The following is a 23,546-nucleotide window of genomic DNA, read 5'->3' on the forward strand; positions in this document are numbered from 1 at the left end:
AATGACCCTGTTTCTGGAAAACGCATGGATGCCCGATCCTGCGCCTGACGGCACATGGACGGTCACACTGCACAATCTCGGCACCGAGACGCTTGCTGATTTCACGCTTTCGATCACGACGATCACCCGGATCATGCCCGAACATGTCATCACGGGCGCGCGGCTGCTTCGCAGGGTCGCGAATTTCCACGAATTTGCCCCGCCAGAGGGTATGCGCCTTGCCCCAGGTGCGCGCTGGCAGTTCAGTGCCGACGGTTTGTTCCGCATGCCGTTCCATCGCAACGATGCGGCAAAGACGGCATGGATCACGACTGCGGATGGGCAGCATCACGAGGTGCAGATCGGCGACCTGATCCGTGCGGATGGCATACCGCCCGCGCCGCCACCCCGCCTGCCCGAGGGACGCCTGACCCTGCCATTCGCGCTGCTGCCCTGGCCAAACGAGATCACTGCGACACCCGGCCCCGCCCCGGTATTGATCCACGCCGAAAGCGGCACCTCGGACGATGACCGCCGACTGATGCTTTCGGTCGATGCCCTGCATCGGCGCCTGTTCCCTGCGGCGCGCAGCCTGTTCCAGCTTTCGCCCGCGCCGGGAAGCCGCGCGCTGGCATTCGCCGAAGACCCGGCTCTTCCGGCCGAGGGCTATCGGCTGGATTTCGGCGAAACGATTACGCTGTCGTCCAGCACCGCCAGCGGCCGCCGCTTCGGACTGGTTGCGCTTGCCCAGATGCTGCATGGCGCGTTCACCGACCCGGCTTTCGCCTTCCCCGCCACGGGGCATATCAGCGACGCGCCCCGCTATGGCTGGCGCGGATGCCATCTGGACGTGTCGCGGCATTTCTGGGGGGCCGATCAGGTCAAGCGCGTCATCGACATTCTGGCCTGGTACCGGATGAACCTGTTTCACTGGCACCTGACCGATGACGAGGGCTGGCGCGCCGAAATCCGGGCCTATCCCGAACTTACCTCGACCGGGGCGTATCGTGGTCACGACTGCGAGGGAATGCTGCCGCAACTGGGCGACGGGCCGTCGCGACGCGGGGGGTTCTACACCCAGGACCAGATGCGCGACGTGGTCGCCCATGCCGCAAGCATCGGCATCGAGATCATGCCAGAGATCGAAACCCCCGGCCACGCGGCTTGCGTTCTTGCCGCGCTGCCGTTCCTTGTTGACCCTGACGAGGTGCCGAACAGCTATGCGCCCGTTCAGGGTTATCCGAACAATTCCTGGAATCCGGGCATGCCAGCCACGTTCGAGGTCCTCGACACGATCATCGGCGAGCTGTGCGAAATCTTCCCGTCCAGGCTGTTCCATATCGGCGGCGACGAGGTGGCAGGCAACGCCTGGCTGCAATCACCCAAAGCACGCATTCTCATGCAGCGCGAAGGGCTGGCGGGCACGTTCGAGCTGCAAAGCTGGTTCGCCCGTCGCGTCAAAGACATGCTGACCCGGCGCGGAAAGATCATGGTCGGCTGGAACGAACTGGCCAATGGCGGCGGTGTCGACCCCGAAAATACGGTCCTGATGGCATGGGAAACGCCCCAGGTCGGGATAGAGCTTGCGAGGCAGGGCTATGACGTCGTCATGACGCCAGGTCAGGCCTATTACATGGACATGGCGCAGGGTGCGGACTGGCTGGAAAATGGGGCCGCATGGGCGGGAGCCGTTCCACCCGAAAAGACCTATGATTACGAAGCCGAGGGCGATTTCCCAGACGATTTGCGCCCGCAGATGCGCGGCGTTCAGGCCTGTATCTGGTGCGAACATTTCACCACGGATCACTGGTTCAACGATCTCGTGTTTCCGCGCCTGCCCGCCGTAGCGGAATCCGGCTGGACGCAGAAGGCGGAAAAGGACTGGCAGCGTTTCGCGGCGCAGGTCCGGCTTCATCCTCGGCTGTAGAAAAGGGACCACGAATGCCACGTATCGCCGTGGGCGGCATTCATACCGAATGCTCGACCTATTCGCCGCTTCTGATGCAGATGGAAGATTTCAGGGTTCTGCGCGGCAGCGGTCTGTTGTCGCACGACCACTTCGCGTTTCTGAGGCAGTTTGATGCCGAATTCGTGCCGCTTCTTCATGCGCGCGCGGTTCCGGGCGGGCCAGTCTCGGCGCAGGTCTATCAGGCACTGAAGGCGGAGTTTCTGGATCTGCTTCGCGCCGTGTTACCGGTCGACGGGGTTCTGCTGGCCATGCATGGCGCGGTGAAGGTCGACGGCATGTTCGACGCCGAGGCGGACTGGATCGGTGCCGTCCGTTCCCTTGTCGGCCCGGATATTCCGGTCGCCGCCAGCTACGACCTGCATGGCAACGTTTCGGACGGCGTGGTTGACGCGCTCGACATCTTCGCGGCCTACCGCACCGCGCCGCATGTTGATACGCAGGAAACGATGGCCGCGTCTGCCGCGATGCTGCTGCGCGCGCTGGAATCGGGCGAACGCCCCGGCATCGTTTATGTTCCCGTGCCGCTGCTGCTGCCGGGCGAGCGATCCTCGACCGAGGATGAGCCGGCCCGCCGCCTTTACAGGGCGCTGCCTGCGCTGGAAGGGCCCACGGTCTGGCGCACGGATCTGATGATCGGCTATGTCTGGGCGGACGAGCCGCGCGCCACCGCCGCCGCAATCGTGACCGGAACCGATCGTGTCGCGGCCTCGGCCGCCGCAGAAGGGATCGCATCCGAGTTCTGGGCCGCGCGCGACGAATTTGCCTTCGGTCCCGTGACAGGCCCCCTCGACGAAATGCTGGATATCGCGGAACGGACCTCGACCCGGCCCGTCATCCTTGCCGATAGCGGCGATAATCCGACCGGCGGCGGCGTCGGTGATCGCGCCGATGTGCTGGCCGCGCTGATCGCGCGCGACTGGTCCGAGGCGATTGTCGCAGGCATCGCGGATCGCCCCGCGACCGAGGCGTGCTTTGCCGCCGGCGCAGGTGCGCAACTCGACTTGCGGATCGGTGCCAGCCTCGATCCTGCAGGCGTTCGGGTGCAGCTGCGGGCAGAAGTGGTCACGCTGGATCACGGCGAAAGCCCCGCGGACCGGCAGGCGGTTGTCCGAAGCGGTGGACTGATCGTGGTTCTGGCAGCACGCCGAAGGCCCTATCACGACATTGCGGATTTTACGCGGCTTGGCCTTGACCCTTCCGGGACGCGGCTGCTGGTGGTGAAGTCAGGTTACCTTTCGCCGGAACTTGCGCCGCTCGCCAATCCCAACCTCATGGCCCTGACAGACGGCGCGGTCAATCAGGACATCCGCCGTCTTGAAAACTGCCATCGACCTGCCGGAACCCTGCCCTTCGACAAGCGCGACAGCTTCACCGCGACGGCGCGGCCCTCGCGGCGCTTCGCAGGACGAAAGCCCGGCGCATGAACCCCTGGGTCGCCATTCTGCGCCGGCATCCGGTGGTGCGCGCCTCGGCTGCGGCAATCTTTCTCTATGGATTGGCCGGTGCCGCGACCTCCCCCTATCAGTCGGTGATCGGCATTCGCGAGCTTGGGCTTTCCGACGCGGAATATGCGACCATCGCGCTGGCGGCCTCGATCACCAATGTCTTCATGGCAATCGCTATCGGTGCGCTGTCGGATCGCTTTCAAAGCTATCGCCGCCCGCTGATCGTCGCCGCCGCTTTTGGCATTCTCGGCTATGGCACGATCTGGGCCGCTCCTTCGGCGATTGTCTTTGCGCTGGCCACGGTCGGGCCGCTCGCGCTGTTTCACGCGACGAACTCGTTGCTGTTCGGCAATGTCAGCGCCCAGACCGCGCGCCTTCACGCAGATGACGCGCAGATCGTCAATGCGCTGATGCGAATGGCGATTTCGCTGTCATGGGTGCTTGTGCCGGGGGCTGTCGGGCTGCTGATGATCGGGCGTGACAGCATGATCGGCGCTTATCTGATTGCGGCGCTGGCAGCGGCCGCCTGTCTTGCCACCATCGTCCTAGGACTGGCACCGGATCATCCGCGCCGCCCGCTGAGACGAAGCGAAACCACCCCCGATGCCATCCCCGAAGGCGGCACCGGCACGGCAAGGGTCGCGCCCAGTTCGGGACGCGCCGACCGGCCGGTGCAGGTTCGTCTGCCCGGATCGGTGATCGGCGACATGGCGCAGATTTTCCGCCCGAGCCTTCTCGCCCCGGTCATCGGCATCGCCCTGATAAGTCAGGTTCTGCATGTCAACGGCGCGGTGCTGCCGCTTATCATGACCGGACAGGCAGGCGGCCAGACCGGCGATGTGGGCTTTGCGGTCGGCATGGTTGCGCTGCTTGAGGTTGTGTTCATGTTCGGCTGGACCTGGTCGCTTCGCTATCTGCGCGTCACCACGGCGCTTGGCCTGTCGATTGCGATCTATATGGGCTATCTGGTCGGCCTCGCGCTTGCGAGCGACCCGGCTCATATTTTTGCGGCCAGCCTGCTGGCCGGCATCGGGGCGGCGGGCATCATCTCGATCCCGATTTCCTATCTGCTCGATCTCATTCAGGACCGGCCCGGCCTGTCCGCCTCGCTGATCGCGGTCAACATGTTCCTTGGCGGCGCGATCGGCGCCGGAATTTTTGCGATGGGCACAGCGCTTCAGGGCTATCCCGCGGCCGCGATCCTCAGCGGCATCGGGGGGCTTGCGGGGGCCGGGTTGCTGATCTTGCTGGAAAGGAAATCGCGATGAACCGCATCACGCTTGAAATCTGCGTGGACGATGCCGACGGCATACGCGCGGCAGAGGACGGCGGCGCGGACCGTATCGAACTTTGCGCCGCGCTTGGCCTTGGCGGGCTGACGCCGTCCGCAGGGCTCGTGGCACTTGCGGCCAGATCGCGCCTGCCTGTCATGGCGATGATCCGCCCGCGTGCCGGCGCCTTCGTCTGGAGCGCGGATGAGTGCGGCGCGATGCTGGCCGAAATCGACGCCATGCGGGACGCAGGACTTGCCGGTGTGGTGATCGGGGCATCCCTGCCCGACGGACGGCTGGATGCGGCCACGCTGGCCAGGCTGATGCGCGCCGCAGAAGGGATGGAGGTCACATTGCATCGCGCCATAGACCTTGCGCCAAATCCGGCAGAGGCAATGCAGGTCGTCGCGGGGCTGGGGATCAGACGTGTTCTGAGCTCGGGCGGCGCGCCGAATGCGCTTGCGGGATTGGACCGGCTGGCTGCCATGCAGACCGCCGCACCCAACGTCGCGATCATGCCCGGTGGCGGCGTATCGGCCGAGAACGCAGCGCAGATCGCGGCGCATCTTCCCGACCTTCAAGAGCTTCACGCCTCTGCTTCTGTCGCGGCAGACCGACCGGCACTGGACAAGGTTGAAAGCTTCGGCTTCCTGCCGCCTGGCGCAAGGCGCACCGATGCGGGCCGCGTCGCCGCCCTGCGCGCGGCGCTGGATCAGATTGCCCTTTCGCGTCCGCCCGGATGAACCTCGGCGTAATAGTCGCGAAGCTTCAATCGGCTGGCGGCGGCACCATCCAGGATGACGGTCGCCTTGCGATGCATCTGCAACGCCGAGGCGGGGCAGACAGCTGACACCGGCCCTTCGATCATCGCTGCGGCGGCGTCAGCCTTGTCGTCACCATAGGCCAGCAAAACCACTTCGCCGGCGCGCAGAATGGTTCCGATCCCCATTGTGATCGCAAGGCGCGGAACCTGTTCGGGATCGTCGAAGAACCGCGCATTCGCATCCCGCGTCGACCGGGTCAGCGTCTTGATACGCGTCAGCGAGCACAGGCTCGATGTCGGCTCATTGAAACCGATATGCCCGTTTTTCCCAAGGCCGAGAAGCTGGAAGCCAATATCGCCGGCATCAAGAATGGCCTGTTCATACGCCGCAGCCTCTGCTTCGGGGTCTGGCGCGTCACCGCGCGGCAGCATGGTCGCGCCAACGGGGAAATCCACGTGGTCGAAAAGCTGTTCCCGCATATAGCGCCAGTACGAGCAGGCGTGATCGGGCGCGAGCCCGACATATTCGTCAAGGTTGAAGGACCGTGCGTCGGCGAAGCTGACCCGCCCCGCGCGATGCGCGTCGATCAGGCGGGTATAGACGGCCTCCATCGTGCCGCCAGTCGCAAGACCAAGCACCGTTTCCGGCCGGGATCGAAGGCGCGCAGCGATCAGGTCGGCGGCATGGTTCACCGCCTCGGCGCGATCTTCGTGGATCAGGACCTTCACAGCGGCTTCCAGGCGATGGCGTCGATTTCAACCTTGGCATCCACCATAAGCCGCGATTCGACCGTCGAACGTGCGGGAGGATTGTCGATGAAATGCTTCTCGAAAACCGCGTTGAAGCTGGAGAAATCGCGGGGATCGTCAAGCCAGCAGGTGACTTTGATGACATCTTCCAGCCCGCAGCCGGCAAGCGAGAGAACGGCCTTGATATTCTCGATCACCTGCTCTGTCTGGGCGACGATCCCGCCGGTGACCACCTCGCCATTCACGGTCGGCACCTGCCCCGAGACATGGACATAATCACCCGCCCTGACCGCTTTCGCAAAAGGGCGACGCTGGCCGCCAGCCTGCGGATCGGCTGTATCGTAGCGGATGAGTTGTTTCCCGGTCATTCGATGCACCATATGTTATTTATTTTCTCAGAATGCCGTATATTCTGTGAAAATTCAAGAAACAAGGCGTGAATTATCGAAGTAAAGAAAACAATTTTCATGTCGGGTGTTGGCGATAATCGTGGCAAGCGCGAACCAAATACGCCTCGCGCGCTGCCTTTCGCTGTGGCAAGCCCCTCATCGGGGGCTGAATACGCGCGTCAGGATTCCGACTGCCAGCCGCCACGCCCGATCCATTTCAGCGCCGAGATCGACGGCATGAACATATATTCGCCGCCGCGAAGGCGGTTGAAGGTCGTTATGCCGTTCACGCGCTTGCGGACGGGTTCCGCCGGAATGGTAAACCTGCCCGGTTGCTCATGCAGACCCACGATGGGGTCGCGCTCTTCCCCGAGATCGAGGAAATTGCCACGATTGATCCATTCCTGTTGCAGAAATTCGATCGTGTCATAGGCCCGCGCACTGATGAAGATGAAGAACAACCCGCGATCGCCCTGGTCGCCGGCAGCACTCACGTCCCGGTCCCATTTCGGCCCGAAGGTCGAAGAGCGCCGGATGATCCGGTGAATGTTCTGATCCGTCAGGATTGTCAGACTGGACCCGCGCGGGTTCATCCGCCGCATATGCGCTGAATGCGGACAGATCAGCCCCTTCGCGTCGTCCTGATAGGTGAAATCGTTGTTGCGGCCGGGGTCCGCACCCAGGGCTTCGTCATCCTGGTCGGGCGATAGGGTCAAGGGTGCACCGGACCGCCAGCGGCCGAACATCTTGGCACCCAGACTGTCCTGCGCGGCATCATCCTGCCCGTGTTCGCGCAGGAAATCGTTGAACGCGCCGACGCGGCTTTCATATTTGCGTAGGACGACGAAGGAGCCGTTGCGCCCCAGCACGTCGGGCGCGGGCATGGCGACAGGTGCGCCGGCCTCGCTGTCTTCGCCCAGAATGAACTCGCCCGCCGCAATGGCGCGCTCGTCACCGTCATTGGGTTCAACCCCTGCACCCGCCACCGTCGGCTGAGAGATCGAGTCGCGATAGCCGAAAGGGTTCTTTGCCTGTTCATCCGCGCCGAATTCATGCGTGCCGATCAGGGTCACGCCGCTGGCGCTTTCCAGTTCGGCCATGGCCTTCTGCTTCACGCGGTCCAACTCTGCCGCATCCTGCGCAAAGATGGACAGCGCGATATGGCAGTTTTCGTCCTGATAGGCGGGCTCCCATGTCTCGGGCGCGTTCTCGCCTTCGTCCCGAAGCTGGGGCGCGCGGGCCGCCATGCCCTGCTGAAACGCCAGTGGAAAGGATTTCAGCGAAGCATCCGGCAGGCCAAGCGCTTTCAGCCCGGCATGGCTGATCGCGACGCCCAGCCATGCCGGCATGTCATCGGTCCAGCCCTTGGCAGACGGGACATGATCGGCCAGCCGCGCGATAAGGTCGCGCCCGCCGGCCGCGTCATCGACATGCAGCATGGCATGGATGCCGACATAGGGCTCGGGGCGCGCGCGCAGGATCAGGCCCTGAATGTCATCAAGCTGAAGCGTCACGCGCTTGCTGTCGAAGCGCTTGCGAAGATTTCCAAGAAACGACATCAGTAATCCACCCCCTCGGGGACTGACACGGCGTCGGACAATTCGGCAAGCGCCTTGCGACTGGCGTCGTCCATGCCGCCGTTATCGGCCATCTTGTCCATGAAATCGTTCAGTGCCGTTTCCATGCGCTGCATGCGCCGCACATCGACGACTGTCACCTGCGGGTTGGCCACGAACCAGCCTGCCGCGTCGATTTGATGATCGGCAATGTAGTCCTTGACCTCGGGACTGTCGATGCCGGGCCAGCCCTCGACATTAGCGAATAGCAGGTCCATCAGTCCCGGAATCTTCGTCGCGAAATCGTTGATATAGGTGTCCCAGTCACCGTCATAAGTGGTGGCGAAGATGATCCGGGTATCGTCGTCGAAGAACACGAAGCGCATGTCGTGCAGGGTCGAGACCCGCTGCGCGCCGTCGAAATTCCCGCCCGTCAGGTTGAAGATGCGGCGCAGGCGTTCGGCGCCGCCCGGTTTCACCGTGGCAATCGCGGTCAGTTCGGACACATTGCCCGACTGCCGCCCTGCCCGGCCCGCCTTGTCCGCGGTGCCATCGAACAATTTGTTATGATCGCGGATCAGACCTTCAATGGCGATCTTGGCCAGCTGCGGGGCGTCGGCTGCGACCTCCTTCGCGACGCGGCGGAATTCCTGCAGACGGCTTTCGTCGTCCAGACGCGGGTCATTGTGCTTGTCGGTCATGACAAACTCCTTCTGTATCAGGTCAATCGGGAAGATCGGCCAGCTTCTGCGGTTCCTGACGCGGCAGATCGTTCAGCCGGTGCCGCTGCGCTGACGAGGATTCATAGGCTGCCTTGCGCACCCGCATGATCGACCCAAGCGGGCGATGGGCGGCCACGCCATTCCACGGGTTGAAGGCCAGATGGTCGTCGCCGTGAACCTGCCGCGCGGGGGAATAGGCGTCCTGCGCGTCAAAATGCAGGCGGGCGACGGGGCGGTGCGGCGACTGATCGGGATCCCAAAGCACCGCCGCATCCTCGACCGGCATCGCGTCCGGATCGGTGCAAAGCTGCGCGCGCAATGTGTAATCCGCGCCGTTTTTCGCGAAGTAAGCGCCGACCGCGTCGCGCATCGCGGAAAAGCCGCCTTCGACCTGCTGGCCGGTCAGGTCAGCCACATCGCCTTCGGGCGCAAGCGACAGCTTTGCGATGAAATCGCCATAGCGGATCGCGGCCTGCGTATGGAACGTCTCGCCCAGCATGTTGGCATTGTCGCGGGCCAGTCCCTGCAGCGTGGCACCGGGCGTGCCGCCAAGCGCCTCGACCACATCTTCGGCGCCTCGCGCCGCTGCCGCGACCAGTTTCTGGAAGGCGTCAGGGGCGTTGGCGTTCTTTTCCAGCAGCGCCAGCATCTTCTTGTATTTCTGCACCGTGCCAAAGGCCAGCACAGGGAAATTGACCATCAGAAAATCCTGATTCGCGCCACCGAGCGCCGGGGTCAGCCTGTCGCCGGGCACGCCGATGATCTTCAGCGCAAAGCCGCGCGGTGCCGGGATGTCGTCGCTGTGGATGTCGCCGGGGGCCGATGACAGCCGGGCGATGACCGGATATTCCGCGCCGGGCACGAAAACCCCCTGCGCCAGCTCGGGCGGCAGATCGTCCAGCACCGTCATTCGGCCCTTAAGGATCGCATGGCTTTTGGCATGGGCGTCGCGATGGGCGTGGCGGTGGCGTTCCGCGTTGCCGGCCTGCGTCGCGGCCATTTGCGCGACAATTTCGCGAACGATACCGCCTTCATGAGGCTGCAACGTCTCGATGTCGTCAGTATATTTGATCGGAGGCATAACCACCTCGCTTGTTGTCAGAAGTTGAATGCTGCACCGGAAAATCAATCTTCTGTCCGGTCGCAGTCTACCGCCAGAACCCCCGAAGCTCTGCGCGGGTTGCGCGTTATTTTCATGACGTCGCGGAATGACTTAACGAAACGCCCAAAGCTGAAAGGGATGCCTGCCTTAGTTTTAGGCAGACGACTTATCAGTTGATTTTCTGAACGATATGCGACGAAACCTTCTTGACCGGCGCATGCGCAATCCGCAATCCTTGGGGAAATAGCGATGTGCGACCGGCAACAAGGCCCCATACCTGCTTCTGGCGGGGTGGGGTCTTTGTCGTCTGGGGAACAGGGAAAAGATGAAAAGACGTATTGAGATCGGAATCCTTCTGTCCCGCTCGGGCGGCTACAGCGCGATTTCGAATGCAAAATACAAGGGCGCGATGGCCGCGATTGCACAGGTGAACCAGAACCCGGCCCTGGCGGTCGAACTGATCCCGGTAGAGCGTGATCCGCTTGGCCAGATCGACCTTTACGCCCCGCTCTGCACCGAGATCCTGCGTGACAGCGAGGCACGGCATATCCTTGGCTGCGTGACCTCGTGGAGCCGGAAGGAGGTTCTGCCCGTCCTTGAACGCGCGGGCGCGGCGCTGTGGTATGCCGTTCCTTACGAAGGGTTCGAGGCGTCGGCACATGTGGTCTATATGCATGCCTGCCCGAACCAGCATCTGCTGCCTCTGCTTGACTGGGCGATGCCACGTTTCGGGCAGCGCATGCATCTTGTGGCTTCGAATTATATCTGGGGATGGGAGATCAACCGCCTCGCGCGCGAGGTCGTGACCACACGCGGCGGAGAGATCACGGGAGAGCGGCATCTGTCGCTTGGTGAGACAGGCGTGGACGGCATGGTCGAGGAAATCGCCGCGATCCGGCCGGATTTCGTGATGAATTCGCTGATCGGGCCGTCGCAATATGCATTTGTCGCGGCGATGCATGAGCGCATGCCCGGCGTTCCGATCCTGTCCTGCAATCTGACCGAATGCGAATTGCCCCTGATGGGCGCGGCCTCGGACGGGCTGATTGCCGCAGGCCCGTATTTTCATACGCCGGGTGCCGCATTCGAAAGCTCTCATGAGGCGGCGGGTCATGCGGCGATCATGGAAATGGCAAGGCTGTTCGACGCGCATCCCGGCAGCGAACGGCTCTCGCTGGCAGAGCTTCTGTCACTGGATGCCAACGAAGGCCCGATTGATCCGCAGACGCATCATACCTCGCTTCCCGCGTTGATAGCGCAGGCAGAAGGCGGTGCATTCCGTGTCCTGCACAGCTTACCCGCCAGACCCGGCGACCCTTATCTGACCCGCCCCGACCGCAGCCAGACCCGCCAGAAACTGCGGCTGGTGACATGAGCGGGCAGCTTCGAATCCTCGACCTTGCGGGCGCAAAGGCGGCGATCCTGCACCGCCCCCACGCGACCGCTGCTGCAATCGAACGCCAGTTGCGCGCCATCGGGCTGTCGGCCGAAACCCATTGGCCCGAATTGCCGGACACGCTCGCCGTAGATTTCCTGTTTTTCGATGTGGATATGGGCTTCGATGCGCAATTCCCGTGGCCGCCCGGCCAAAGCCCGATGCCGATGATCGCGCTGATCGGGTCAGAGGCGCCGGGCCGTATCGAATGGTCGCTGTCGCACGGGGCGCATGCGCAGCTTCTGAAGCCGGTCGGCGATAACGGCGTCTATTCCGCATTGCTAATCGCGCGCGCCGCCTTTCAGGTCCGTCACGGCTACACCGCCCGCATCGGCGAACTTGAGGGGCGGCTTGCGGCGCGCGAAACCGTGGTGCGCGCGGTCATGACCCTTGTCGCGCAGGGGATGACCGACGAGGACGCTTTCGCCAGCCTGCGCCGCATGGCCACCGACCGTCGCGAAAGCTTCGAAGCTGTCGCGGCCCGGATCATCGCCCGTCACGACACCACCAAAACCAACGGAGGCGGTCGATGACCGACACCACCCCGCCCGACCATGCCGCGCCCCTCGCCGCGCCGACCGAACGCGGCGCGTTTGCGCGGATGCTGCGCCGTCCGCTGGCCGTGCTGGGGCTGGCGCTGATCGTCCTGATCGTCGGCGCCGCCATCGCTGCACCCTGGCTGGTCAGCTATCCGCCCGACCAGCAGAATTTCGACGGGCTGACGCTGGAAGGCGCGCCGATGCCGCCGGGCGGGCAATGGCTGATGGGCACCGACCTTCTGGGCCGCGATCTGTTCTCGCGGCTGCTTTACGGGGCGCGCACGTCGCTGATTATCGGGATTGTTGCCAATGGTATCGCGGTCGGGCTGGGCACGGTCGTCGGGCTGACAGCGGGCTGGATGCGCGGTTGGATCGGCACCGTTCTGATGCGCTTCACCGATTTGATGATGGCTTTTCCGGCCCTGCTTCTGGCGATCTGTCTGGCGGCTATCTTCCGGCCCTCGCTTTGGATCGTGGCGCTTGTCATCGCGATGGTGAACTGGGTCCAGACCGCGCGTGTCGTCTATACCGAAACCACCGCCCTGACCGAGCGCGATTTCATCGCGGCCGAGCGAACGCTGGGTGCGTCGGGCGCGCGCATCCTGTGGCATCACCTGCTGCCGCATCTGTGGCCGACGATCATCGTCTGGGCGACGCTTGGCATTTCGACGACAGTGCTGCTGGAGGCGACGCTGTCATATCTTGGCGTCGGCGTGCAGCCCCCGACCCCAAGCTGGGGCAATATCATCTTCGAGAACCAGACCTATTTCCAGTCGGCGCCGTGGCTGGTCTTTATCCCCGGTGCCGCGATCCTGCTGCTGGCGCTTGCCTTCAACCTTGTCGGCGACGCGCTGCGCGAGGTGCTGGACCCGACGCAAAGGGGGCGGCGCTGATGGCGGCTTACCTGATCCGGCGGCTGATCCAGTCGGCGCTGATCCTTCTGGGCGTCAGCGTCATCACCTTCCTGCTGCTGTATATCCTTCCTGCCGACCCGGTGCGCCAGATCGCGGGCCGATCGGCCACGCCCGAGGTGGTCGAGAATATCCGCCGTCAGTTGGGTCTGGATCAGCCGGTCTGGGTGCAATACGGCAATTACCTGTGGGGGCTGCTGCATGGCGATATGGGCCGCAGCTATCTGCAACGCTCCGAAGTCGCGAGCCTGATCGCCGCCCGCCTGCCCGCGACGCTGCAACTGATGCTGGGCGCGATCATCGCGGAACTGGTGATCGGGCTGACGCTTGGCGTCGTGGCCGCGCTGAATCGGGGCAAACCGCTGGATACCTCGCTGATGGTTGCCAGCTTCGCCGCGGTATCCGCGCCGCAATTCGTGGTCGCGCTGCTGCTTCTTTATGTCTTTGCGGTCAAGCTCGGCTGGTTTCCCATCGGCGGCTACGGGACATTCTCACATCTGGTTCTGCCCTCGATCACCATGGGGATCATGGGGGCCGGCTGGTATTCACGGATGATGCGGTCATCCATGCTGGACGTGCTTCGCGCCGATTATATCCGCACCGCCCGCGCGAAGGGGCTGGGACGGATGCGCGTCATCCTGCGCCATGCCCTGCCCAACGCGATCCTGCCCGTCATTGCCATGATCGGCATGGATATCGGCATCTTCATGGGCGGGGTTGTCGTGGTCGAAAGCGTCTTTGGCTGGCCCGGCATCGGGCAGTTGGCGTGGCAGGCGATCCAGCGCGTCGACATCCCGATCATCATGGGCGTCACCATTACATCGGCGGTGGCCATCGTTCTGGGCAACCTGCTGGCCGATCTGATTACCCCATTCATAGATCCGCGCATCAAGCTGCGGTAACAACAGGAGAGGATAAATGAAAAAACTCATGATCTCGACGGCACTCGTGGCCGCACTGGCCCTGCCCGCAGCGGCGCAGGAGACGCTGGACCCGAACGCCAAGGCGGGTGGCGACATCATCATCACCTACAAGGACGATGTCGCGACGCTCGACCCCGCGATCGGCTATGACTGGCAGAACTGGTCGATGATAAAGTCGATCTTTGACGGGTTGATGGATTACGAACCCGGCACCACGACCCTGCGCCCTGGCCTTGCCGAAAGTTATGAGATGTCCGAGGACGGGCTGACCTATACCTTCAAGCTGCGTCCCGGCGTGAAATTCCACAATGGCCGCGAGATGACGGCAGAGGATGTGAAATACTCGCTGGACCGTGTAACCAACCCCGAAACGCAATCGCCGGGCGCGGGCTTCTTCGGGTCCATCGCAGGTTACGATGCTGCTGCGGCGGGCGAGGCCGAGGGGCTGTCAGGCGTAAGCGTGATCGACCCGCAGACGGTGGAAATCAAGCTGAGCCGCCCAGACGCGACTTTCCTGCATCTGATGGCGCTGAACTTCGCGTCGGTCGTGCCGAAAGAAGCGGTGGATGAATACGGCGCGGATTTCGGCAAGAACCCGGTCGGGACCGGGGCCTACAGCCTTGGCGAATGGACCATCGGGCAGCGCGTCGTGCTGACGAAGAACCCGGACTACTGGCGCGATGGGTTGCCCTATCTTGACAGCATCACCTTCGAAATCGGGCAGGAACCCGTCGTGGCCCTGCTGCGCCTTCAGAATGGCGAGGTTGACGTGCCCGGCGACGGCATCCCGCCCGCCAAGTTTCAGGAGGTGATGAGCGATCCCGATCAGGCCGCGCGCGTCGTCGAAGGCGGGCAGCTGCACACCGGCTATATTACCATGAATGTCGGAACCCCGCCCTTCGACAAGGTCGAGGTCCGCCGCGCCGTCAACATGGCGCTGAACAAGGACCGGATCGTGCAGATGATCAACAACCGCGCCGTTCCGGCAACGCAGCCCCTGCCCCCGTCGATGCCCGGATATACCGAAGGCTATGAAGGCATCGCCTATGATGTCGAGGGCGCGAAAAAGCTTATGGCCGATGCGGGCTATGCTGACGGTGTGGATACCGAGCTTTATGTCATGAACACCGACCCAAACCCGCGCATCGCGCAGGCCATTCAGCAGGATCTGTCGCAGATCGGCATCAACGCCGAGATCCGCGCGCTTGCGCAGGCCAATGTGATCGAGGCAGGCGGCAATGGCAGCGCCCCGATGATCTGGTCAGGCGGGATGGCATGGATTGCCGATTTCCCCGATCCGTCAAACTTCTACGGCCCGATCCTAGGATGCGACGGGGCCGGGGATGGCGGCTGGAACTGGTCGAAATACTGCAACGAAGACCTCGACGCCGCAGCGACCGAAGCGGATTCGATGGCCGCAGAGGATCAGGCCGAGGCACGCCTTCAGGCATGGTCCGACATCTACATGAAGGTGATGGAGGACGCACCCTGGGCGCCGGTCTTCAACGAACAGCGCTTCACCATGAAATCGGCGCGAATGGGTGGCGATGACGCGCTTTACGTCGATCCGGTCTCGATCCCGGTCAATTACGACTACGTCTATGTGAGCGAATAAGATGTGCAAGAATTGCGACTATACCATCCACGGCGCGCAGCATCATTTCGGCTGGGACAACGCCCTTGCCCCGGTGCAGCGGGTCGAGCCGGGCCAGTCGGTCTATTTCGAATGCATGGATTCATCGGCGGGCCAGCTTGGCCCGTCTTCGACGGTCGATGATGTGGCGGTGCTGGATTTCGGCAAGATCAACCCGGTGACGGGCCCGATCTGGGTCGAAGGGGCAGAGCCCGGCGATGCGCTGAAGATCACCATTCAGCAGTTCTTCCCGAAGGAGGCGGAGGGATCGGCCTCGGGCTGGACCGCCAATATTCCGGGCTTCGGCCTGCTGGCGGATCAGTTCACCGACCCGGCGCTGACGATCTGGAAATACGATGGCGCCACGCGCGCGCCGGCGCTGTTCGGCAAGGAAGGCCGGGTTCCACTGAAGCCCTTCGCCGGAACCATCGGTTGCGCCTTGGCGGAACCGGGGCTGCATACGATCGTGCCGCCGCGCCGGGTTGGCGGCAATCTCGACATCCGCGATCTTGCCGAGGGAGCAGAGCTTTACCTGCCGGTCGAGGTCGCGGGCGCGCTGTTCAGCGTCGGCGACACCCATGCCGCGCAGGGCGACGGAGAGGTCTGCGGCACCGCCATCGAAAGCCCGATGGATGTCGCGCTGAAATTCGATCTGGTGAAAGGCGCAAATCTGAAAATGCCGCGCTTCACAACCCCCGGCCCGGTCACGCGCCATCTCGACGCCAAGGGCTATGAGGTCACGACCGGCATCGGTCCCGACCTGATGAGCGGGGCGCGCGACGCTGTGGCAGGCATGGTTGATCACCTTTGCGCAACGCGGGGGATGTCTGCGGTGGATGCCTATATGCTGTGCTCGACCTGCGGCGATCTGCGGATCTCGGAAATCGTGGACATGCCGAACTGGGTTGTCAGTTTCTATTTCCCCCGCGCGGTCTTCGAATGACCGATCCGGTGCTTTCCGTCCGCGACCTGACGGTCGCGGTCGATACGCAGGCAGGTCCAAAGCCGTTGGTTTCGGACCTGTCCTTTGCGCTTCATCGCGGCGAAACCCTGTGCATCGCGGGCGAATCCGGATCGGGCAAGTCGATCACCTCGCTTGCGGTCATGGGTCTGCTGCCGACGGGCGTGAACGTGGCCAGCGGCGCGATCACGCTGGACGGGCAGGAACTGACGAAGCTGCCGGAACGCAGGATGCGGGATATTCGCGGCGCGCGCATCGCGATGATCTTTCAGGAACCGATGACCAGCCTGAACCCGGTGCTGACCATCGGCACCCAACTGGCCGAGGCGATCCGCACCCATGATCCGAAGGCCGATGCGAAGAAGCAGGCGCTCGACGCGCTGCGGGCGGTGCGCCTGTCGCAGCCAGAGCGGCGCATGGGTCAATACCCGCACGAGCTTTCCGGCGGGATGCGCCAGCGTGTCATGATCGCCATGGCGCTTGCGCTGAAACCCGATGTGCTGATCGCCGATGAACCCACGACAGCGCTTGATGTGACCGTGCAGCGCGAGGTTCTGGATCTGCTGCGCGACCTTCAGCGCGACACGGGGACCGCAATCATCCTGATTACCCATGATATGGGCGTGGTCGCCGAAATGGCCGACCGCGTCATTGTCATGCAGTCGGGGCGCATGGTGGAAACAGCGCCCGTCGCGCAGATCTTTGATACCCCGGCCCAGCCCTATACCCGCGCCTTGCTGGCCGCCGTTCCGCGCATGGGCGACGGCGGCGGTGCCGCGCCAATCACCGCAGACCCCATCGCGCAGCTCCAGGATGTGCAAGTAAGCTATGACATCCACGGGGGGCTTCTGGGCCGCACCACGCATCGCGTTCATGCGGTCGAACATGTCAGCTTCGACATCCTCGCGGGCGAGACCTTCTCTCTCGTCGGGGAATCGGGGTGTGGAAAATCCACCATCGCGCGCGCGATCACCGGGCTGGTCCCGCATGAGGGGCAGATCACGGTCGCGGGCCATTCCGTCCCGCATGACGGGCTCAGCGCGGGCCCGGGACTGCGTCGCGATGTGCAGATGGTGTTTCAGGACCCCGCTGCTGCGCTGAACCCACGCAAGAAGGTGGGCGAACTGGTGGCAGAGCCGCTTGTCATCCATCGCATCGGCACCGCGTCCGAGCGGCGCGCCCATGTGCGTGACCTGTTCAACCGCGTCGGGCTGTCGGCCGATCAGATTGACCGCTATCCGCATGAATTTTCCGGCGGCCAACGTCAGCGGATCTGCATCGCCCGCGCGCTTGCCCTGCAACCGAAGCTGATTATCGCGGATGAAAGCGTCTCGGCCCTTGATGTATCGGTTCAGGCACGGGTTCTGGAACTGCTGGCCGAACTGAAAGCCGAATTCGGCATCAGTTACCTGTTCATCAGCCATGATATGGCCGTCGTCGAAAATATCAGCGACCGCATCGCGGTCATGTATCTTGGCCAGATTGTCGAGATGGGAACCCGCGCCCAGATCTTCGGAAACCCGCAGCACCCCTATACCCGCCGCCTGATCGAATCCGTCCCGGTCCCCGATCCGGCCTTCATCCGCGCCCCGTCGCCGCGCATGGCGACCGAGGTGCCAAGCCCTGTCTGGGCGGTCGGATCAGGCCCGGCGCGGGTCGTGCTGACAGATGCCGGTGGCGGTCATCTTGTGGCAGAGGCCGCGGCAACAGACGACGCCGCGGTTTCTTAAACCGAGGGCGCCTGCCCCGGCACGTTAATGCGCGGTGGCAATCACGCCGGTCGGGCGCAGATTCTCGCCACGGCTGCGGGCATGAAGCCATACAAGCGACAGGCTCAGCAGGCCGACGACGGTGAAACCGATGGCAACCACCCCCGATGAACGCCAGCCCCACCCGGCGTCAAGCGCCCAGCCAGCGATCAGCGGACCCAAACCGTTCGCGGCATTGAAGGCGGCGTGGTTCATCGCGGCGGCCATGCTTTGCGCGTCATCGGCAATATCCATCAGCCGGGTCTGAAGCGGCACGAACACGCCAGAACTCAGCCCGAGAAGCAGTGCCGACAGGATCATGGCGGGCCAGCTTCCGACCGCCCAGGCCGCGAATGCCTGCGTCAGGATCATGAACAGAAACAGCCTTGCGCAGGCCGCAATCGGTCCCAGGACGATTGTCATGCGTGCCGCGAGGATGCTGCCAAAAGTGCTGCCGATCCCGAACGCAGAAAGCATTGCAGCCACCGCCCAGACCGGCGGGGTCGTGGTTTCCAGCATGGCTTTCGACAGGAAAGCGTAAACCGCGAACAGTCCGCCGCAGCCGATCGTTCCCACAAGCAGCGTCAACAGTACCGCCGGATTGCCAAGGGCCTTCAGCTCTGCCATCGGTCGGGCGTTCGGATCGACACCGACGCGTGGCGCAAGCTTCAGAATCAGTACCGCCGCGATCAGCGCCAGCACGCCCGGCAGCGCAAAGCCGCTTCGCCATCCCAGCACATCGCCCAATATCCCCGCAAAGGGGACGCCGACGATATTTGCGATGGTCAGGCCCAGCATGATCTGCGTGACGCCCTTCGCCCTTTTCTCGCGCGGCAGGGCGTCGGCCGCGTAAAGCATGCCGACCCCCAGAAACCCGCCATGCGGTAGCCCGGCAAGAAAGCGCATCCCGACCAGCGAAGAATATCCCGGCAGGATAGCGGCCAGAAGGTTGAGCACGCCGTACGCCGCAATCAGCGCCGCCAGATAGCGACGCCGCGGCAGCCGCGCCCCGAGAAGCGTCGTGATCGGCGCCCCCACGACAACGCCAAAGGCATAGGCCGAAATGACATGGCCTGCCTGCGCCTCAGTCAGGCCAAGATCGTCCGAAAACCACGGAAGCAGCCCCATGGCAGCAAATTCCGACGTCCCGATGGCAAACGCACCAAGGGCAAGCGAAAGGATGACCAGCGTCATGCTGGCCGGATTGGCATCGTTGGCGGTCATGGCGTCAGATTCGCATTGAAGAGGGTTGGTTCAGCGCTAACAGAAACGCGCCTGCGCCACCATCGCCTGCTGCGAAGACCCGCCATGCATTTCAAGCAAAGCTGGATATACCACTTGCGCCGGGCAGTCGGCCGCCGCGTCCTGCAAGCGTGCGGGCCGAACCATCGTGCCGTTTCAGTTCGAAACCTGCGCAACTTCGGTTGCGCGCTTGGCCGCTCTCACCCAGGCCACGATCGATGCGCGGGCCTCGGCGTCCATTTCGATCGCATTGGGTGGCGGCATCGCCTCGCTGAGCCCGGCCTGAACGTAAATCTGTTCGGCATGGCGTGCGATATCGGCGGGCGTTTCCAGATAGACGCCCTTCGGTGCCCACAGGATATTCGTCCATGAGGGTTCGCGCGCGTGGCACATGGAACAGTTGCCGATCACCACATTTGTCGCCTCTTCAAAGCCGGGCGCCGCCGCGAATTGCTGCTCGTAGCGGGTCAGATCGCGCGTCGAAGCCTCGTCATAGGTTTCGCCTGCCCGCGCGGTCGACAGCCACGCGATCACCACCATCAGCAGCACGGTCACGGCCCAGGTCCAGTGCGGACCCTTCCCGGTCGCGTGCATGGTGTTGAAATAGTGGCGGATGGTGACGCCGGTCAGGAAGATCAGTGACGCGATGATCCAGGAATATTCCGTCGCGAACGCCAGCGGATAATGGTTCGACAGCATAAGAAAGACGACGGGCAGCGTCAGATAGTTGTTATGCGTCGAACGCAGCTTGGCGATCTTGCCGTATTTCGGGTCGGGCTTGCGGCCTTCCTGCAGGTCCTTCACGACGATCCGCTGATTCGGCATGATCTGGAAAAACACGTTGGCCGTCATGATCGTCGCGGTAAACGCGCCAAGATGCAGAAGCGCCGCGCGGCCGGTGAATATCTGATTATAAGCCCATGACATGAAAACCAGAATCCCGAACAGGACCAGCATCAACACCGTGGGTCTTTCGCCAAGGGGGGATTTGCAAAGCTGGTCATAGGCGAGCCATCCGATGGTCAACGACCCGCCGGAAATCAGAATCGCCTGCCACAGGCTAAGGTCCATCTTGCTCGGGTCGATCAGGAACAACTCTCCGCCGACCCAATAGACGATCATCAGCAGCGCCGCGCCTGACACCCACGTCATATAGCTTTGCCATTTATGCCAGACGAGATGCGACGGCATGTTTTCCGGCGCGACCAGATATTTCTGGATATGGTAGAACCCGCCGCCATGAACCTGCCATTCCTCGCCATGACAGCCCTTAGGCATCTGTGCAGCAGGTCTTAGTCCCAGATCGAGCGCGATGAAAAAGAACGAGGCGCCGATCCAGGCCATGGCCGTGATGACATGCAGCCAGCGCACCGAAAAGGCGATCCAGTCCCAGATGATTGCCAGATCATACATCCCGTTCCTCCTGTCGCGTGTTGATCTGCCAAGACTATGAGAGCGGGATTTCTTCTGGTATCTCTGCTAATGACCAAGCTGCATCAAAATAATCAGAAGAATGTCCTATCTCGACAATATCCGCACCTTCGTCCGGGTCTATGAGCTGGGCAGCATGTCCGCAGCAGGCCGGGATCTGCGTATTTCGCCCGCTGTGACATCGTCGCGGATTTCACAGCTGGAGGCACATCTGGGTGTCCGGCTGTTCCAGCGCACCACCCGCAATCTTAGCCCGACCCAGCAGGGGAAAGCCTTCTATAACGGCGCCGCCGAGATATTGGAGGCCGTGGCAAGCGCCGAGGCGCAGATCGTCAACCTGACGGACAATCCGCGAGGCTCGCTTTACGTTTCGGCACCGCTTGGCGTAGGCCGCCGCCTGATCGCGCCGCAGGTCGCGGATTTTCTGGCGACCTATCCCGAGGTCAGCGTCCGCCTGCGCCTGAGCGACAGGAAAGTCGATCTGACAAGCGAGGGGCTGGATCTTGCATTTTTCCTTGGTCAGCCAGAGGACAGCAATCTGCGCATCCGCAAGATAACCGATGTCGAGCGCGTTCTCTGCGCCTCGCCAGCCTATATCGCGCGACGGGGAAAGCCGGCGAATGGCGAAGACCTTGTCTCGCTCGACCATGAATGCCTGAACCTTCGCTTCCCCGGCGCGACGGAATTCCAGTGGATGCTCAGCACCGAGGACGGACCGCGGCGTTTCCGCGTGTCAGGCCGTTTCGAATGCGATGACGGCGACGTGCTGACCGACTGGGCGCTTGCCGGGCATGGCATCGCGCTGAAGCCGTTGTTCGAGGTGGCAGAGCATCTTGAAAGCGGCGCACTTGTCCCGGTCGCGCAAGAAACCCCGCCAGTGCCGATCCAGATGGCCTGCCTCTTCACCCATCGAAAGCGCCAGGACCCGAAATCGCGGCTGTTCATGGACTTCATGGTCGAGCGGATCGGCACCCGGATCAGGGAAGCAGGCCGCGCGCGCTAAGGCTCAACTTTTGCGGACTGCGGCAGGCGCGTATGGTGCATGCCGCGCCAAGCGGCGGCGACCGGAAACAGCTTATCTATAATTTTGAAAAAATCTTCTGATCTTCTGCTTTATCAGGAAGACGGCAAGAAGAGCGCGGATCATGGTTATCCGCGCAATCTGGCCGGCGATGCTTCTGCCCGAGGATGAAGCGCGCGACCTCGCAACCCGCGACACACAGCAAGGAGCCATTCATGACTGCCTTTCAACACCACATTCGGAACGACCGGGATACGAATTTTTCCAAAGCCAGCCGACGGGCCGAACACGTCACGCATTTGCGCCAGATCGAAAGGACGGGCGCATGAGCCAGTCCATCAGAATCCAGACCCTGACCGCCGAGGCATTTGCCGATTTTGGCGACGTTCTGGAAACCGCGGGGCAACCCGACCGCCTCCTGAACGACGGCATGTGCGGACGGTATCATGACCGCGCCAGTCTCGATTTCACGGAAGGCCGCGCCGGTATCAGCCTGTTCAAGGCTAAGCCCCGCGCCCTGCCCCTGAAGCTTGAGATGGTCGAACGTCATCCACACGGCAGTCAGGCCTTCGTCCCGATGAGCGAAGCGGGATTTCTGGTCGTCGTGGCCCCTGATGAAGACGGCAGGCCCGGACAGCCGCAGGCCTTTCTGACCCAGCCCGGACAGGGTGTGAACTATCACCGCGGGGTCTGGCATGGGGCGCTCGCGCCGCTGTCCGATCCGGGTCTTTTCGCCGTGGTCGACCGCATCGGGGCGGGCGCGAACCTTGAAGAACACTGGTTCGACCGCGAGATCCTGATCGTCGAGGCGTGATCTCAGCGCGGCTCGCCGCCGATGGCCGATGTAAGCTGCCGGGCCGCCTCGATCACGGGGCGGCTTAGCTTTTCGATGCTGTCATCGCGGATACGGCTGGTCGGGCCCGACACCGAAATTCCCGCCACAGCTTCATTGTTCATGTCAAAGACCGGCGCGGCGATGCAGCGCATGCCTTCGTTCTTTTCCTCGTCATCGAAGGAAAAGCCGCGCGCGCGGATCAGCGCTAGTTCCCCGATCAGCCGTCCGCGGTCGGTGATCGTTCTGGCCGTGAATCTTTGCAGGCGCGATCCGCGTAGCAGTTTCTGCAGCCGGTCTTCCGGCATCTGCGCGAGCAGCGCCTTGCCGATGCCCGATGCATGCATGGGCGATGCCGTTCCGGGCGGGAAGAAGGCGCGGATGCTGGCATGGGTTTCCACCTGACTGACGAAAAGAACCGCCGTTTCCCGTTCGATGCCAAGGTTTGCGGTTTCCCCGGTCGCGTCCATCAGGCCCCGCAGGATCGGCCGCGCGCGTTCGACAAGGCTGCTGCGGCGCAGGAAACGCGCGCCGATGATGAAAGCGCGTGGCCCGATATGCCACAACTGCGCGCTTGGGTCGAATTCGACCAGATCACGGCCGGCCAGAGTCACAAGAATGCGGTAAACTGTCGCCGGCGACTGGTCCATCTGATCGGCAATGGCGGTCAGCGTCAGACCCTGCGACTGGCTGAGAAATTCAAACACCTGCATCGCCCGGTCCAGCGATTTGATGGTGTTCTGTTCGGTCTTGTCATCCCAGTCACGCGGCCTGCCACGGGCCTTGCGCGCGCCGGAATCCGCATTGTCTTGGAATTTCATCTAATACCTTTTGCTTTATATGAAAGCTAATTTCACATTATGAAAAATTCAACCATTTGACAAGGCTGCATAATCTTTCTCCCCACGCTACCGCACACCCACA

Annotated in this window: 22 protein-coding genes; 14 read left to right on the plus strand and 8 right to left on the minus strand. The window is 62.9% G+C overall.

From position 1 onward, the window contains the following. The first annotated feature begins 1 nt into the window (after nucleotide 1). Genes FQV27_RS10030 through FQV27_RS10045 form a run of 4 tightly spaced genes read left to right on the plus strand, consistent with a single transcriptional unit; the run spans nucleotide 2 to nucleotide 5,407 of the window. Entirely contained in the window at nucleotides 2-1,906 is a 1,905-nt protein-coding gene (locus FQV27_RS10030; protein WP_147097949.1) for a beta-N-acetylhexosaminidase, read from the plus strand. A gap of 14 nt (nucleotides 1,907-1,920) precedes the next feature. After that, nucleotides 1,921-3,372, plus strand: a complete 1,452-nt coding sequence (locus FQV27_RS10035; protein ID WP_147097951.1) for a M81 family metallopeptidase — start codon at nucleotides 1,921-1,923, stop codon at nucleotides 3,370-3,372. Continuing rightward, entirely contained in the window at nucleotides 3,369-4,661 is a 1,293-nt protein-coding gene (locus FQV27_RS10040) for an MFS transporter (RefSeq protein ID WP_147097954.1), read from the plus strand. Before FQV27_RS10035 ends, FQV27_RS10040 begins: the two co-directional genes overlap by 4 nt. Then, nucleotides 4,658-5,407 carry a copper homeostasis protein CutC gene (locus FQV27_RS10045; protein WP_147097956.1) on the plus strand — a complete coding sequence of 250 codons (750 nt, stop codon included), beginning with the start codon at nucleotides 4,658-4,660 and terminating at the stop codon, nucleotides 5,405-5,407. Before FQV27_RS10040 ends, FQV27_RS10045 begins: the two co-directional genes overlap by 4 nt. Here FQV27_RS10045 and nagB read toward each other — a convergent pair. The 5 genes from nagB to FQV27_RS10070 all read right to left on the minus strand — a co-directional run bounded on the left by nagB (nucleotide 5,377) and on the right by FQV27_RS10070 (nucleotide 9,925). Beyond that, on the minus strand, nucleotides 5,377-6,156 hold the full coding sequence (nagB, locus tag FQV27_RS10050) for a glucosamine-6-phosphate deaminase (RefSeq protein WP_147097958.1): 780 nt from the start codon (nucleotides 6,154-6,156) through the stop codon (nucleotides 5,377-5,379). The genes FQV27_RS10045 and nagB overlap by 31 nt on opposite strands. Beyond that, nucleotides 6,153-6,545, minus strand: a complete 393-nt coding sequence (locus FQV27_RS10055) for a RidA family protein (RefSeq protein WP_147097960.1) — start codon at nucleotides 6,543-6,545, stop codon at nucleotides 6,153-6,155. Before FQV27_RS10055 ends, nagB begins: the two co-directional genes overlap by 4 nt. A 200-nt stretch (nucleotides 6,546-6,745) precedes the next feature. Beyond that, nucleotides 6,746-8,125, minus strand: coding sequence for a Dyp-type peroxidase (locus tag FQV27_RS10060; protein WP_147097962.1), 1,380 nt, complete (start codon nucleotides 8,123-8,125; stop codon nucleotides 6,746-6,748). After that, nucleotides 8,125-8,823: a hypothetical protein gene (locus FQV27_RS10065; protein ID WP_147097964.1), complete on the minus strand. Its 699-nt coding sequence runs from the start codon at nucleotides 8,821-8,823 to the stop codon at nucleotides 8,125-8,127. The genes FQV27_RS10060 and FQV27_RS10065 overlap by 1 nt, the downstream gene beginning before the upstream one ends. 22 nt (nucleotides 8,824-8,845) lie before the next feature. Further along, nucleotides 8,846-9,925 (minus strand): catalase family protein, encoded by a 1,080-nt coding sequence (locus FQV27_RS10070; protein WP_186827274.1) that lies wholly within the window; start codon nucleotides 9,923-9,925, stop codon nucleotides 8,846-8,848. 346 nt (nucleotides 9,926-10,271) lie between these two features. On the opposite strand from FQV27_RS10070, the gene FQV27_RS10075 reads away from it, so the two are divergent. From FQV27_RS10075 to FQV27_RS10105, 7 genes are read left to right on the plus strand one after another with little or no spacing between them, the layout of a single operon-like run. Then, nucleotides 10,272-11,321: a transporter substrate-binding protein gene (locus FQV27_RS10075; protein ID WP_147097966.1), complete on the plus strand. Its 1,050-nt coding sequence runs from the start codon at nucleotides 10,272-10,274 to the stop codon at nucleotides 11,319-11,321. Then, nucleotides 11,318-11,914: an ANTAR domain-containing response regulator gene (locus FQV27_RS10080; RefSeq protein ID WP_147097968.1), complete on the plus strand. Its 597-nt coding sequence runs from the start codon at nucleotides 11,318-11,320 to the stop codon at nucleotides 11,912-11,914. Before FQV27_RS10075 ends, FQV27_RS10080 begins: the two co-directional genes overlap by 4 nt. After that, nucleotides 11,911-12,813, plus strand: a complete 903-nt coding sequence (locus FQV27_RS10085) for an ABC transporter permease (RefSeq protein WP_147097970.1) — start codon at nucleotides 11,911-11,913, stop codon at nucleotides 12,811-12,813. The genes FQV27_RS10080 and FQV27_RS10085 overlap by 4 nt, the downstream gene beginning before the upstream one ends. Then, nucleotides 12,813-13,733 carry an ABC transporter permease gene (locus FQV27_RS10090; RefSeq protein ID WP_147097972.1) on the plus strand — a complete coding sequence of 307 codons (921 nt, stop codon included), beginning with the start codon at nucleotides 12,813-12,815 and terminating at the stop codon, nucleotides 13,731-13,733. The genes FQV27_RS10085 and FQV27_RS10090 overlap by 1 nt, the downstream gene beginning before the upstream one ends. A 16-nt stretch (nucleotides 13,734-13,749) precedes the next feature. Then, nucleotides 13,750-15,369: an ABC transporter substrate-binding protein gene (locus FQV27_RS10095; RefSeq protein ID WP_147097974.1), complete on the plus strand. Its 1,620-nt coding sequence runs from the start codon at nucleotides 13,750-13,752 to the stop codon at nucleotides 15,367-15,369. Nucleotide 15,370: 1 nt separating this feature from the next. After that, a complete protein-coding gene (locus FQV27_RS10100) occupies nucleotides 15,371-16,330 on the plus strand; it encodes an acetamidase/formamidase family protein (RefSeq protein WP_147097976.1) in 960 nt (319 codons plus the stop codon). Further along, a complete protein-coding gene (locus FQV27_RS10105; protein WP_147097978.1) occupies nucleotides 16,327-18,078 on the plus strand; it encodes an ABC transporter ATP-binding protein in 1,752 nt (583 codons plus the stop codon). The genes FQV27_RS10100 and FQV27_RS10105 overlap by 4 nt, the downstream gene beginning before the upstream one ends. Before the next feature lie 24 nt (nucleotides 18,079-18,102). On the opposite strand, the gene FQV27_RS10110 is transcribed toward FQV27_RS10105, so the two are convergent. Both FQV27_RS10110 and FQV27_RS10115 read right to left on the minus strand, forming a co-directional pair. Beyond that, nucleotides 18,103-19,320, minus strand: a complete 1,218-nt coding sequence (locus FQV27_RS10110) for an MFS transporter (RefSeq protein ID WP_147097980.1) — start codon at nucleotides 19,318-19,320, stop codon at nucleotides 18,103-18,105. Nucleotides 19,321-19,494: 174 nt separating this feature from the next. Next, nucleotides 19,495-20,751 carry a urate hydroxylase PuuD gene (locus FQV27_RS10115; protein WP_147097981.1) on the minus strand — a complete coding sequence of 419 codons (1,257 nt, stop codon included), beginning with the start codon at nucleotides 20,749-20,751 and terminating at the stop codon, nucleotides 19,495-19,497. A 100-nt stretch (nucleotides 20,752-20,851) separates the two neighbouring features. On the opposite strand from FQV27_RS10115, the gene FQV27_RS10120 reads away from it, so the two are divergent. The 3 genes from FQV27_RS10120 to FQV27_RS10125 all read left to right on the plus strand — a co-directional run bounded on the left by FQV27_RS10120 (nucleotide 20,852) and on the right by FQV27_RS10125 (nucleotide 22,604). Beyond that, complete coding sequence (locus FQV27_RS10120; protein ID WP_147097983.1) at nucleotides 20,852-21,772, plus strand: LysR family transcriptional regulator; 921 nt, start codon at nucleotides 20,852-20,854, stop codon at nucleotides 21,770-21,772. 39 nt (nucleotides 21,773-21,811) lie between these two features. Further along, nucleotides 21,812-21,961, plus strand: coding sequence for a hypothetical protein (locus FQV27_RS18880; protein WP_186827275.1), 150 nt, complete (start codon nucleotides 21,812-21,814; stop codon nucleotides 21,959-21,961). Nucleotides 21,962-22,115: 154 nt separating this feature from the next. Beyond that, nucleotides 22,116-22,604, plus strand: a complete 489-nt coding sequence (locus tag FQV27_RS10125) for an ureidoglycolate lyase (RefSeq protein ID WP_147097985.1) — start codon at nucleotides 22,116-22,118, stop codon at nucleotides 22,602-22,604. A gap of 2 nt (nucleotides 22,605-22,606) precedes the next feature. Here the strand turns inward: FQV27_RS10125 and bhcR are convergent, their stop codons facing one another. Then, on the minus strand, nucleotides 22,607-23,443 hold the full coding sequence (gene bhcR, locus FQV27_RS10130; RefSeq protein ID WP_147097987.1) for an HTH-type transcriptional regulator BhcR: 837 nt from the start codon (nucleotides 23,441-23,443) through the stop codon (nucleotides 22,607-22,609). Nucleotides 23,444-23,546 lie beyond the last annotated feature (103 nt).

It is taken from the genome of Paracoccus aurantiacus (assembly GCF_007993065.1).
Lineage (GTDB): Bacteria > Pseudomonadota > Alphaproteobacteria > Rhodobacterales > Rhodobacteraceae > Paracoccus > Paracoccus aurantiacus.

Excerpts from the sequence above, each read along its gene's own strand:
- FQV27_RS10035 (WP_147097951.1), top strand. The coding sequence starts at position 1,921 with ATGCCACGTATCGCCGTGGGCGGCATTCATACCGAATGCTCGACCTAT.
- FQV27_RS10075 (WP_147097966.1), top strand. The coding sequence starts at position 10,272 with ATGAAAAGACGTATTGAGATCGGAATCCTTCTGTCCCGCTCGGGCGGC.
- bhcR (WP_147097987.1), bottom strand. The coding sequence starts at position 23,443 with ATGAAATTCCAAGACAATGCGGATTCCGGCGCGCGCAAGGCCCGTGGC.
- FQV27_RS10125 (WP_147097985.1), top strand. The coding sequence starts at position 22,116 with ATGAGCCAGTCCATCAGAATCCAGACCCTGACCGCCGAGGCATTTGCC.
- FQV27_RS10100 (WP_147097976.1), top strand. The coding sequence starts at position 15,371 with ATGTGCAAGAATTGCGACTATACCATCCACGGCGCGCAGCATCATTTC.
- FQV27_RS18880 (WP_186827275.1), top strand. The coding sequence starts at position 21,812 with ATGCCGCGCCAAGCGGCGGCGACCGGAAACAGCTTATCTATAATTTTG.
- FQV27_RS10060 (WP_147097962.1), bottom strand. The coding sequence starts at position 8,125 with ATGTCGTTTCTTGGAAATCTTCGCAAGCGCTTCGACAGCAAGCGCGTG.
- FQV27_RS10120 (WP_147097983.1), top strand. The coding sequence starts at position 20,852 with ATGTCCTATCTCGACAATATCCGCACCTTCGTCCGGGTCTATGAGCTG.
- FQV27_RS10070 (WP_186827274.1), bottom strand. The coding sequence starts at position 9,925 with ATGCCTCCGATCAAATATACTGACGACATCGAGACGTTGCAGCCTCAT.
- FQV27_RS10110 (WP_147097980.1), bottom strand. The coding sequence starts at position 19,320 with ATGACCGCCAACGATGCCAATCCGGCCAGCATGACGCTGGTCATCCTT.
- FQV27_RS10040 (WP_147097954.1), top strand. The coding sequence starts at position 3,369 with ATGAACCCCTGGGTCGCCATTCTGCGCCGGCATCCGGTGGTGCGCGCC.
- FQV27_RS10090 (WP_147097972.1), top strand. The coding sequence starts at position 12,813 with ATGGCGGCTTACCTGATCCGGCGGCTGATCCAGTCGGCGCTGATCCTT.
- FQV27_RS10055 (WP_147097960.1), bottom strand. The coding sequence starts at position 6,545 with ATGACCGGGAAACAACTCATCCGCTACGATACAGCCGATCCGCAGGCT.
- FQV27_RS10105 (WP_147097978.1), top strand. The coding sequence starts at position 16,327 with ATGACCGATCCGGTGCTTTCCGTCCGCGACCTGACGGTCGCGGTCGAT.
- FQV27_RS10045 (WP_147097956.1), top strand. The coding sequence starts at position 4,658 with ATGAACCGCATCACGCTTGAAATCTGCGTGGACGATGCCGACGGCATA.
- FQV27_RS10030 (WP_147097949.1), top strand. The coding sequence starts at position 2 with ATGACCCTGTTTCTGGAAAACGCATGGATGCCCGATCCTGCGCCTGAC.
- FQV27_RS10080 (WP_147097968.1), top strand. The coding sequence starts at position 11,318 with ATGAGCGGGCAGCTTCGAATCCTCGACCTTGCGGGCGCAAAGGCGGCG.
- FQV27_RS10115 (WP_147097981.1), bottom strand. The coding sequence starts at position 20,751 with ATGTATGATCTGGCAATCATCTGGGACTGGATCGCCTTTTCGGTGCGC.
- FQV27_RS10065 (WP_147097964.1), bottom strand. The coding sequence starts at position 8,823 with ATGACCGACAAGCACAATGACCCGCGTCTGGACGACGAAAGCCGTCTG.
- FQV27_RS10085 (WP_147097970.1), top strand. The coding sequence starts at position 11,911 with ATGACCGACACCACCCCGCCCGACCATGCCGCGCCCCTCGCCGCGCCG.
- FQV27_RS10095 (WP_147097974.1), top strand. The coding sequence starts at position 13,750 with ATGAAAAAACTCATGATCTCGACGGCACTCGTGGCCGCACTGGCCCTG.